The organism is Cellulomonas rhizosphaerae, from assembly GCF_003470205.1.
GTDB lineage: Bacteria > Actinomycetota > Actinomycetes > Actinomycetales > Cellulomonadaceae > Cellulomonas > Cellulomonas rhizosphaerae.
In genome coordinates this window covers 1-10,323 of record NZ_QWKP01000110.1, presented here as the reverse complement: position 1 = coordinate 10,323, position 10,323 = coordinate 1, and the positions used below count along the sequence as shown (strand labels likewise).

At 75.1% G+C, this 10,323-nt stretch carries 11 protein-coding genes; 6 read left to right on the top strand and 5 right to left on the bottom strand.

The window, feature by feature from the left end:
- Positions 1-878 (bottom strand): phosphotransferase (locus tag D1825_RS02665; RefSeq protein ID WP_118765938.1); only part of this gene is annotated, 878 nt, incomplete at its 3' end.
- Between the two features lie 139 nt (positions 879-1,017).
- On the opposite strand from D1825_RS02665, the gene nudC reads away from it, so the two are divergent.
- Positions 1,018-2,028, top strand: a complete 1,011-nt coding sequence (gene nudC, locus D1825_RS02660; RefSeq protein WP_118765936.1) for an NAD(+) diphosphatase — start codon at positions 1,018-1,020, stop codon at positions 2,026-2,028.
- 6 nt (positions 2,029-2,034) lie between these two features.
- On the opposite strand, the gene D1825_RS02655 is transcribed toward nudC, so the two are convergent.
- Positions 2,035-2,298, bottom strand: a complete 264-nt coding sequence (locus D1825_RS02655; protein WP_118765935.1) for a mycoredoxin — start codon at positions 2,296-2,298, stop codon at positions 2,035-2,037.
- Between the two features lie 133 nt (positions 2,299-2,431).
- Here D1825_RS02655 and D1825_RS02650 point away from each other — a divergent pair, with 133 nt between their 5' ends.
- The 3 genes from D1825_RS02650 to D1825_RS18520 all read left to right on the top strand — a co-directional run bounded on the left by D1825_RS02650 (position 2,432) and on the right by D1825_RS18520 (position 5,301).
- On the top strand, positions 2,432-4,423 hold the full coding sequence (locus D1825_RS02650) for an ATP-dependent helicase (protein ID WP_118765934.1): 1,992 nt from the start codon (positions 2,432-2,434) through the stop codon (positions 4,421-4,423).
- A 172-nt stretch (positions 4,424-4,595) separates the two neighbouring features.
- Positions 4,596-4,829, top strand: a complete 234-nt coding sequence (locus D1825_RS02645) for a hypothetical protein (protein ID WP_138067381.1) — start codon at positions 4,596-4,598, stop codon at positions 4,827-4,829.
- A gap of 130 nt (positions 4,830-4,959) precedes the next feature.
- Positions 4,960-5,301: a WhiB family transcriptional regulator gene (locus D1825_RS18520; protein WP_325051454.1), complete on the top strand. Its 342-nt coding sequence runs from the start codon at positions 4,960-4,962 to the stop codon at positions 5,299-5,301.
- Positions 5,302-5,349: 48 nt separating this feature from the next.
- Here the strand turns inward: D1825_RS18520 and D1825_RS02635 are convergent, their stop codons facing one another.
- Entirely contained in the window at positions 5,350-6,396 is a 1,047-nt protein-coding gene (locus D1825_RS02635) for a ThiF family adenylyltransferase (RefSeq protein WP_118765931.1), read from the bottom strand.
- Positions 6,397-6,531: 135 nt separating this feature from the next.
- On the bottom strand, positions 6,532-6,690 hold the full coding sequence (locus tag D1825_RS18385; RefSeq protein ID WP_090034128.1) for a DUF5679 domain-containing protein: 159 nt from the start codon (positions 6,688-6,690) through the stop codon (positions 6,532-6,534).
- 195 nt (positions 6,691-6,885) lie between these two features.
- On the opposite strand from D1825_RS18385, the gene D1825_RS02625 reads away from it, so the two are divergent.
- Positions 6,886-7,584: a M48 metallopeptidase family protein gene (locus tag D1825_RS02625; protein ID WP_118765930.1), complete on the top strand. Its 699-nt coding sequence runs from the start codon at positions 6,886-6,888 to the stop codon at positions 7,582-7,584.
- Positions 7,585-7,632: 48 nt separating this feature from the next.
- On the opposite strand, the gene D1825_RS02620 is transcribed toward D1825_RS02625, so the two are convergent.
- Complete coding sequence (locus D1825_RS02620; RefSeq protein WP_118765937.1) at positions 7,633-8,970, bottom strand: zinc-dependent metalloprotease; 1,338 nt, start codon at positions 8,968-8,970, stop codon at positions 7,633-7,635.
- A 107-nt stretch (positions 8,971-9,077) separates the two neighbouring features.
- Here D1825_RS02620 and D1825_RS02615 point away from each other — a divergent pair, with 107 nt between their 5' ends.
- Complete coding sequence (locus tag D1825_RS02615) at positions 9,078-10,157, top strand: Rossmann-fold NAD(P)-binding domain-containing protein (protein WP_233549581.1); 1,080 nt, start codon at positions 9,078-9,080, stop codon at positions 10,155-10,157.
- The last annotated feature ends 166 nt before the right edge of the window (positions 10,158-10,323 follow it).

The window sequence follows — 10,323 nt, the reverse complement described above, 5'->3', positions numbered from 1 at the left end:
CCGACCGCGTCCTCGACGATGTCCCCGCTGCCCGACCGCACGCCGTAGAGCAGCCAGCGCGCCAGCGCGAGCTCGCCCACGAGCAGGGCGCGGTCGACGAGGTGCGGGTCGATGAGCTCGGTCCGCCGCAGCTGGTAGGCCTCGACGATCGAGTCGGTCGCGTCGGGCGGAGCCGCCACGAGGATCGAGGACAGGTCGTCGGCGGGGTCGGCGACGCACGCGTCGCCCCAGTGCAGGATGCCGCTGACGGCACCGTCGCGGACCAGGATCCGCTCGTTGGTCAGGTCCCCGTGCGTGACGACCGGCCGGAACCGCCACATCGAGACGTCCTCGAGGCGCTCCTCCCACCGGCGCAGCAGCGTCGCGGGCACGCGACCGGTGCGTGCGGCCTCGTCGACCTCCGCCTGGCGGCGCGCGCGGTAGGCCTCGGCGTCGTACACCGGCAGCCCGGCGTTCTCGACGATCGACGGCGACAGCTCGTGGATCGCGGCGATGGCCCGGCCGACCGACGCCGACAGGCCCGGACCGGGAGCGAGCTCGTCGAGCGAGAGCGTGCGGCCCTGGATCTCGGCGTGGACCGTGGCGCGGCCGCCCTCGGGCAGGTGCGCGAAGCCGACCGGGCGCGGCACGGCGAACGGCAGCTTGCTCTCCTCGGCGGCGGTGCCCAGTGCGTCGAGCAGCACGACCTCCGCCTCGAGCGCGGCACCGGCCGCGGCGTTCACGGGAGCACGGACCACCCAGCGACGACGCGTGGCGTCGATGACGACCGCGATGTCGAAGTCGGTGCCCGGGTGCGCGGGGCGTCGGACGTCGAACGCGTCCAGTCCGGGCACGGCGACCGTCGCCAGGGCGGCGAGGGCGAGCGGAGATCGAGGCACGGCCACAGCGTAGGGCGCCGCACGCTCAGCCCTGGCGCGCCGCGCGGCGTGTCTGCCCGCTTCGTCCGTTGCGGCGTCGAGCGCGGCGGCGCGCGGTCGGGCTCGGCGGGACGCTCGTCTGCGCGCGTACCGTGGCGCGGTGATCTCCGACGAGCTGCCCCTGTCCCGAGCCCTGGCGGACCGGGCGGCCGAGCTCCGCACCCGCCCGGACGCGCTCGACGACGCACGGGCCGACACGGCCACCCGGGTGCTGCTCGTCGCGGACGCGCAGGTGCTCACCGGCGACGACGGGGCGTTGTCCCTGCTCACGGTCGCGGACGCGGTGGCCTCGCGCGCGCAGACGCAGTCGCCCCCCGACGACGAGGCATGGCTGCTGCTCGGCCGCCACGAGGCGACCACCTACCTGGCGCTGCGCGTCCCCGCCGGTCACCCGGTCCCGCGCCGCGGCGAGGCGGCCGACGTGCTGGTCCACCGTCCGGCGACGGGGACGCCGGACGACGAGACCGGACAGGACCGTTGGACGCCGCTGCGCCAGATCGGGGGAGACCTGTCCGCGCTCGACGCTGGGCTGGCCACGACCGCGGTCGCGCTCGACGCGTGGCACACGCGCCACCCCCGCTGCCCGCGCTGCGGCGCGGCGACGACGGTGGTGCAGGCAGGCTGGGTCCGCCGGTGCGTGGCGGACGGTTCCGAGCACTACCCGCGCACGGACGCCGCCGTGATCATGGCGGTCGTCGACGAGAGCGACCGTCTGCTGCTCGGCCGCGCGGCCGCCTGGGCCGAGCGACGGTTCTCGACCCTTGCGGGGTTCGTCGAGCCGGGCGAGTCGCTCGAGCACGCGGTGCGCCGCGAGGTGCTGGAGGAAGCGGCGGTCGTCGTCGGCGACGTCGAGTACCGCGGCAGCCAGCCCTGGCCGTTCCCGGCCTCGCTCATGGTCGGTTTCTTCGCCCACGCGACGAGCACGGAGGTGCGGCCGGACGGCGACGAGCTCGTCGAGGCGCGGTGGTTCACGCGCGACGAGCTCGCCGCGGCCGTTCGCGCGGGCGAGGTCATCCCGCCCGGGCGCGCGTCGATCGCCCGTGCCCTGGTCGAGGACTGGTTCGGCGGTCCGCTGCCCGCATCCTCGGACCCGAGCGCGACCTGGCGGTGAGCCTGGTCAGGCGGCGAGACGCTGCTTGACCTGCACGAGCGACGGGTTGGTGGCAGCGGAGCCGTCCGGGAACACGACGGTCGGCACGGTCTGGTTGCCCCCGTTGAGCGACGCGACCAGCTCGGCGGCGTCCGGGTGGTCCTCGATGTCGATCTCGGTGTAGCCGATGCCCTCGGAGTCGAGCTGCGTCTTGAGCCGGCGGCAGTACCCGCACCAGGTGGTGGAGTACATCGTGATGGTGCCGGGGGCGGGTACGGTCTGCGCGGTCATCGGGTCCTCATCGTGACGGGTACATGAGCTGCCACCTGCTCAACAGCGACGAGCCGCGTCATCTTCCCGCGTCGCGCGACCGGGGCTGTGGACGGGGCCGTCGGTGTCGGTGGCGGCTGCGAGACTAGGGCCGATGTCCGCCGATGACCTGCTGGCCGCGCTCGATCCCGAGCAGCGAGCCGTCGCCACCGCCCTGCGCGGACCCGTCTGCGTGCTCGCGGGTGCGGGCACCGGCAAGACGCGCGCGATCACCCACCGCATCGCCTACGGGATCGCGGCGGGGATCTACAAGCCCGGCAACGTGCTCGCGGTGACGTTCACGGCACGCGCCGCGGGGGAGATGCGCACCCGGCTGCGCGCGCTGGGCGCCGGCGGCGTCCAGGCCCGCACGTTCCACGCGGCAGCGCTGCGCCAGCTCGGGTTCTTCTGGCCCAAGGTCGTCGGCGGGGCGCCGCCGCGGATCCTCGAGCAGAAGGCGCAGCTCGTCGCCGAGGCCGCGCGCCGGGTGGGGATCGCCGCGGACCGCACCTCGGTGCGCGACCTCGCCTCCGAGATCGAGTGGGCCAAGGTCTCGCTCGTGGTGGCCGACGAGTACGCCAAGGCCGCCGCCGCCATCGACCGCGTCGTGCCCGGCGGGAACGACGCACAGGCCGTCGCGCGCCTGATGATCGCCTACGAGGAGGTCAAGGACGAGCGCGCGGTGATCGACTTCGAGGACGTCCTGCTGCTGCTCGCGGCCATGCTCGCGGAACGTCGGGACGTGGCCGACGAGGTCCGCGGCCAGTACCGGCACTTCGTCGTCGACGAGTACCAGGACGTCAGCCCGCTGCAGCAGTACCTGCTCGACCAGTGGCTCGGCGGCCGGCAGGAGCTGTGCGTCGTCGGCGACCCGAGCCAGACCATCTACTCGTTCGCCGGTGCGACGCCCCACCACCTGACCTCGTTCGCGAAGAACCACCCCGGCGCCGAGGTCGTGCGGCTCGTGCGCGACTACCGCTCGACGCCCCAGGTGGTCTCGCTCGCGAACCGGGTCATCGACGCGACCCGGCACGCCGGTGGCCCCACGCCGCTCGAGCTGCGCGCGCAGCGTCCGGACGGCCCCGAGGTCCGCTACGCGACGTACGACGACGACGACTCGGAGGCGGTCGCCATCGCGCGTGCGGCCGCGCGCCTCATCGCCGACGGCACCCGGCCCAGCGAGATCGCGATCCTCTACCGCACCAACGCCCAGTCGGAGGCCTTCGAGGAGGCGCTCGCGTCGGCCGGGATCGGCTACCAGGTGCGCGGCGGCGAGCGGTTCTTCGCGCGTCGCGACGTCCGTGACGCGCTCGTGCTGCTGCGCGGCGGCGCACGCGCGGCGGACCCGGACCAGCCCATGCCGGACGCGGTGCGCGACATCCTCGTCTCGGCCCACTGGACCCCGGAGCCGCCGCCGACCCGCGGTGCGGCACGCGAACGGTGGGACGCGCTGCAGGCACTGGTCACCCTGGCCGACGAGATGGCGCTCGCGAACGAGGCCACCACGGTGGCCGAGTACGTGGCCGAGCTCGCCGAGCGCGCGTCGGCACAGCACGCGCCGACCGTCGAGGGCGTCACCCTCGCGTCTCTGCACGCCGCGAAGGGCCTGGAGTGGGACGCCGTGTTCCTGGCCGGCCTCAGCGAGGGGTTGCTGCCCACCGCACTCGCTGACACCCCGGCGGCCGTGGCCGAGGAGCGCCGCCTGCTGTACGTCGGCGTCACCCGTGCCCGCGAGCACCTGCAGCTGTCCTGGGCGCGCTCGCGCATGCCCGGCGGCCGCGCGTCCCGCTCGATGTCGCGGTTCCTCGTCCCGCTCTGGCCCGGCACCGCCCGCTCGCAGCCGCACACGCCGCGCGAGGTCAGCGACGACCCGACGGCACGCCGCATCGCGGACCGGCTGACCACCTGGCGCGAGGAGCAGGCCCGCCAGACCGGCGTCACCCCCGCACGCGTGCTCACGACCACGGCCCTCGAGGCGATCGCCGCCCGCCGGCCGGCCACGCTCGAGGAGCTCGCGCGCCTGCGCGGGGTCGGTCAGCAGACGCTCGCGACCGTCGGCGACCGGATCCTCGAGGTCGTCGCGGACGCTGCGGCCCCGGCCGGCTGAGACCGATCTCTGGGCGCTTCGCGGCGGTCTGTCCCGCCCCGAAAAAACTCGTCGAAGATTCTTCGTTAATTCGGTTGTCCGCACTTCCGGGCCCGTCCTAGGGTGTTCCTGTCCTTGTAGAGAGTGACCGCGCCGAGAGGCCGGTCCGTAGCAGAGAGGGGGTGCGGTTGCGATGAAGAACATGACGGTCCAGTCGACGTACACGTTCGAGCCGCGCCAGCGCTCCCTCGTGCCCGTCGCTACGAAGCTCCAGGGGCGCGCTCTGTCCACGTTCGGGTTCATCCCCGTGGGCGGCACGAGCGTTCTGGTGACCGAGCCGATCGGCGGTACGCCGAAGTCGGCCCACACCCCGGTCATCGCCCTCGGTGCGACCGATCCCCGACTCCGTCGGACATCCCCGCTCTGACCTTCCCAGGTCAGCAGGCCGCGGAGTCCGTCACCGGATCCGCGGCCTTTCTCTTTTCCCCCTGATGCGGGGGTCGAGGCCTCTGATCCCACAGACCTCGACCCACCAGCAAGGACATCAGGAGGACATCGTGCGGCTCACGACGCTGCTCGACACCGACCGGACCGGATCCGGTCCCTGGCCGACCGCCGCCAGCACCACGACCACCGACGAGCGTTTCGACCAGCTCGTCGCCGACTTCATCCCTTGCCGCTCGGGCGACCCGGAGCTCTGGTTCGCGGAGCAGACCACCCAGGTCGAGCAGGCCAAGGCCCTGTGCCGCGAGTGCCCGCTCCTCGAGGGCTGCCTGGCCGGCGCCATCGAGCGCGCCGAGCCGTGGGGCGTGTGGGGTGGCGAGGTCTTCATCGGTGGAGTCGTGGTGGCCACGAAGCGTGGTCGGGGGCGGCCGCGGAAGAACGCGGTCGTCGCCTGACGACGCGATGACCTGACGACGCGACGGCCCTGACGGCATGAACACCTGTCAGATCGACTGGGCGGTGCACCCGCAGGAGGGGTGCACCGCCCAGTCGCGTCTGCGGGGGACCGCGTCCGGCAGACCGACCTCGTAGCTCGCCGCGAGGGGCTCGCGCCGGTCGAGGAACCCGAGCGCGGCGGCGGCGGCCAACCCGCCCGCGACCGCGGCGAGCACGCCGACCTCGTCGCCGTCCCGTGCGGGGCGAGACAGCTCCTCGGCCACCACGGGCCATGCGGCATCGGCGTCGGCGCGGTGCAGGTCGAGACACCGCAGGCACGGCCCGTCGCCGTCGACGACGAGGGGCCCGACGACGACGTCGGCCTCGCGCACGACCACCGACAGGTGCGGTACGCCCGTGGCCAGCACGTCCGCGGCCCGGACCGGGTCGGTCGCGCCGTGCTCGACGACGACCAGCAGGTCCGGCACGCGCGTGCTCTCGATCGCCACCCGCGGCGCGGCGTCACGCACCATGCGCGCGACGACGGTGTCTCGCTGCCGGCCGACGTCGCTCCACCGGTACCCGCACCCGCCGACGTCGGTCGACCGGACGGGGCGTGCGTCGTCGACCAGCACCGTCCCGACCCCCGAGGCCGCGAGAGCGAGCGCGACGGTGGTCCCGGTCGGGCCGAGGCCCAGCACGCCGACGACCCGCTGGGCGCGCGCGGCCACCCGGTCCCGGCCCGTGCCGTCGACGAGGTCCCACGCCTGGGCGTCCGAGGTGCCCGTGCCGCGAGCGACCCGACCGTCGAGCCCACGGTCCGACCGAGCGTCCGACCGTGCGTTCGGCCGACCGTCCGTCGCAGCGTGCGCGAGCTGGGCGGCGACGAGCTGATCGGCGATCGCGCGCAGCCGCGGTGTGTGCGTGGGGAGTGCGCCGCGCCCGACTGTCGACCCGTCGGAGCCGCTCGGCCCCGGCACGGCGTCGGCGGTCAGCAGCGCGGCGACCTCGTCGTGCGCGAGGTCCGTGATGCGCACCGCCCAGCGCGGGTCGGTCCCGACCTGGACCTCGGTGTCGCTGCGGCGCACCACCCGCAGCCCCTCACGCAGCCGCATCGGCCCCCCTTCGACCGCCTCACCCTGCCACCGCGCGCCCCCCGACGTCGGCCCCCATCCACAGGCCCGCCGGCCGGGATGCGAAAAGGGCGCCGTCCGGGTGGACGGCGCCCCCTTTCGGGAAGTGCGGAGTGCTCAGGCCTTGCCGAGGATGCGGTTGAGCTTCGTGCCGCAGACCGGACAGACGGCCTTGGCCATCCTGCGCCCCGACTCGGAGACGACGACGTCACCCTCGGCCTCGCGCTTCTCCTTGCACTTCACGCAGTAGAACTCGCCTGCATACGTCTCGGCCATCGCCGGTCCTCCCTCGATGTCGTGAACCGGACCGGGATTCCGCCGGCCGGCGGTCGGACCGGTCGTTCGACCAGGCCGAGCGCCAACAACCCTAGCCGCGCGTGCACGCCTGGAGGCCGATCTCTGAGCGGGACGCGCCGGTATGTCGGCGCATCAATCGGGTGAGGTGTGGGCGCTGGGCGCTAGCGTGCCGGTGTGCAGTCACTTCACGACCCGGCGCTGGTCGAGGTCCGCAGGTCGCGCAAGCGCGTGCGGACCGTCAGCGCGTGGCGTGAGGGGGAGCGGACCGTGATCGCCATCCCGGCCCGGTTCACGCGCGCCCAGGAGAAGGAGTGGGTGCACCGGATGGTCACCCGCCTGGCGACGCAGGAGCGCCGGCGGCGGCCGTCGGACGTGGAGCTCGCGGACCGCGCGCGGGAGCTGTCGGCGCGGTACCTGTCGAGCCGCGCGGTCCCGACGAGCGTGCGGTGGTCGACCAATCAGGGGCGCCGCTGGGGATCGTGCACCCCGTCCGAGGGCACGATCCGGATCTCCGACCGCGTGCGCGGGATGCCGCGCTGGGTCATCGACTACGTCCTGCTGCACGAGCTCACGCACCTGCTGCACGCGGGCCACGGGCCCGAGTTCTGGGCCGAGCTCGACGCCTACCCCCGCACCCAGCGCGCGCAGGGGTTCCTCGAGGGCTACTCGTTCCGCGCCGAGCGGGGCGAGGACGCAGCGGGCGTCGCGGACGAGGGCGACGAGGTCGACGGCGTGACGGGAGGCGGGGTCGAGGGCGACGAGGTCGCCGACGCCGGCGCGGTCGACGACCCGATCACGCTGTTCGACGAGGTCACCCCACCCGCGCCGCAGCGCCCCCGGCGCAAGGTTCGCGACGAGGCGCCGACGGCCTGACAGCCCGGCGCCGCCCGCCCGCCACGGGCGGCTTCGCGGCGCGCCCGGCTACGCGCCAGCAGCGGCGTCCGGGTCCTCGCCCAGGATCTCGGCCAGTGCCCGGTCCACCTCGGCGGCCTCGTCGACCGCGGCGGCCCGCCGGGTCGAGTAGCCCGCGGGATCGTCGAGGTCCTCGGCCGTCGGCAGCAGGTCGGGGTGGTCCCACACCGCGTCGCGCGCCTGCGTCCCGTTGTCGCGCGCGATCTGCGACCACAGGGCGGCCGCGTCGCGCAGCCGGCGGGGCCGCAGCTCGAGGCCGACGAGGTTGGCGAAGGTCTGCTCGGCGGGACCACCGGCGGCGCGGCGGCGGCGGATCATCTCGCGCAGCGCGACCGTGTGGGGCAGGTGCGGCATCGCGGCGGCGGCGGCGACCTCGTCGACCCAGCCCTCGACCAGCGCGAGCGCCGTCTCGAGCCGCTCGAGCGCGGCCTTCTGCTGCGGCGTGGTGTGCGGCGCGAACACGCCGCCGGACAGCGCCTGCTGCAGGGCCGCGGCGTCGGTCGGGTCGATCGAGCGGACGGCCTCCTCGAGCTGGTCGGCGTCGATCGTGATGCCGCGCGCGTAGGCCTCGACCGTGGCGAGCAGGTGCGCGCGCAGCCACGGCACGTGCGTGAACAGCCGGGTGGCGGCCGCCTCGCGCAGCGCGAGGAAGAGTCGGACCTCGTCGACCGGCGCGTCGAGCCCGGCCGCGAACGCGTCCACGTTCGAGGCGACGAGCGCGGGCGTGGGGCTGGCCAGCAGGGGGAGCCCGATGTCGGTCGTGCCGAACACGTCGCGCGCGAGCGTGCCCGCCGCCTGCCCGACCTGCAGCCCGAAGACCGCCGACCCGAGCCGGCGCAGCAGCTGCGTGGCGTCGATGCCGCCGGGCAGCTCGCCCTCGAGGTCGGTGCCGAAGCCCTCGCCCATCGCGTCCCCGAGCGTGCCGACCAGCGCGTTGGACAGCGAGCTGGCCACCGGCTCGGTGAGCGTGCGCCAGGTCGGCAGCGTCGCCTCGACCCACTCGGCGCGGCTCCAGGCGCGCGGCGAGCCGGACGCGGGCGGCAGCTCGGTCGCCGCGTCGAGCCACAGCTCGGCGAGCGTCAGCGCCTCCAGCACCTGCCGCGTCTGGGCCGGAGTCAGGGACGGGTCGCCCTCGGACGACGCCTGCTGGCGCGCCAGGTCGTGCGCCATCTGCCAGTTCACGGGCTCGTCGCCCGACGCCGCGAGCATGCTCTGCATCTGCGTGAACGCCTGCTGCAGCGCCGCGGGGTCGGTCGGCAGGCCGGACATGGCGGCCGGGTCGATGCCGCGCTCGCGCAGCTCGCGGATCGCCTCGTCGGCGCCGGGGCCGAGCATGGCGCGCAGCATCTGCTCCCACGGCTCGCCCGAGCCGTCGGGGCCGGGGACGGCGGGGTGTTCGGAACTCACGGGGACCTCCTGCGACGATGGGGGCCGGCTGCGTCCACGGTAACCACGTGGCCGGGGAACGGGGGACGGTGATCTCGCAGGTTCGCTCAGGGCGCAGTCCGCGCACGGGCGGCGTGCAGCAGGGCGGCGACGTCGTCGTCGTCGGGCCGGGCGCGCTCGCGGCGGCGCTGACCGCCGCCTGGGACGGCCCGGTGCGCACGCTGGACGCGCTGCCCGAGCGCGAGCCGGCGAAAGCGCTCGCGGGAGCGCGCGTGCTCGTCGTCGTCGCGCACCCCGGGGATCTCGCCACGCTCGTCGCGCGCGGACCGGCCGACGAGGTCGCCGCGACCGTGGCGCACGCGCAGAGGACCCTGTCCGCGGCCCGCGACGCGGGTGTCGCGCACGTCGTCGTGGTCACCTCCGCGGTCGTGCACGGCGCGTGGCTCGACCGCCCGGTCATCCACGACGGCGACGACCTGCACCACCCCGACGAGGCCGACCGCGGTGGGCTCGTCGGCGGGCTGCTCGGCGTCGAGGCGGTCGTCGCCCGGGCCGCCCGGCGCCGGACCCCCCTGCTCACCGTGCTCCGCCCCGCGGCCCTCGTCGGCCCGGGCATCGACACGTTCGTCACGCGCCACTTCGAGGCGCCGCGCCTGCTGACCGTGCGCGGCGCGGTCCGGACCTGGCAGTTCGTGCACGTCGAGGACGTGGCCGCCGCGGCACGGTTCGCGGTGGACCACGGGCTGACCGGCCCGCTCACCGTGGGGGCGCCCGACGTCCTCACGCCTGCGCAGGTCGAGGCCGCCTCGGGGATGCGGCGGATCGAGCTCGCCGCGACCACGGCTTTCGGCACGGCCGAGCGCCTGCACCGGGTCGGCGTGCTGCCCGCGCCCGCATCGGAGCTCGCGTACGTCGTCTACCCGTGGACGGTCGCGTCCGACGGGCTCGTCGCGGCCGGCTGGGAGGCGCGCTGGTCCAGCGCCGCGTGCCTGGACGTGCTGCTCGAGGGCGTGCAGGGCCGGCTGGGCGTGGCGGGCCGGCGGGTCGGGGCGCGGGACGCGGCGGCACTCGGTGCGGCCGGGGCCGCGGTCGCACTGATCGGCACCGCTGCGGTGTGGCGCCAGGCCCGCGGGCGACGACGCACATGAGCGTGGGGCATGATCGGCCCGTGCCCGACCAGCCCTTGCCCGACGACGCGCCTCAGCAGGACCGTGCGCCGCAGCCCGACCCGTTCGACGAGCCGGTGTACACGAACCCGCCGACGAGCGCCCGCGCGGTGACGCTGACCGTGAGCATGCTGCTCAGCGCGATCCT

Coding starts and splice junctions, on each gene's coding strand:
- D1825_RS02655 (WP_118765935.1), bottom strand. CDS start 2,298: ATGACCGCGCAGACCGTACCCGCCCCCGGCACCATCACGATGTACTCC.
- D1825_RS02650 (WP_118765934.1), top strand. CDS start 2,432: ATGTCCGCCGATGACCTGCTGGCCGCGCTCGATCCCGAGCAGCGAGCC.
- D1825_RS18385 (WP_090034128.1), bottom strand. CDS start 6,690: ATGGCCGAGACGTATGCAGGCGAGTTCTACTGCGTGAAGTGCAAGGAG.
- D1825_RS02645 (WP_138067381.1), top strand. CDS start 4,596: ATGAAGAACATGACGGTCCAGTCGACGTACACGTTCGAGCCGCGCCAG.
- D1825_RS02620 (WP_118765937.1), bottom strand. CDS start 8,970: ATGCTGCGCGCCATGCTCGGCCCCGGCGCCGACGAGGCGATCCGCGAG.
- D1825_RS02635 (WP_118765931.1), bottom strand. CDS start 6,396: ATGCGGCTGCGTGAGGGGCTGCGGGTGGTGCGCCGCAGCGACACCGAG.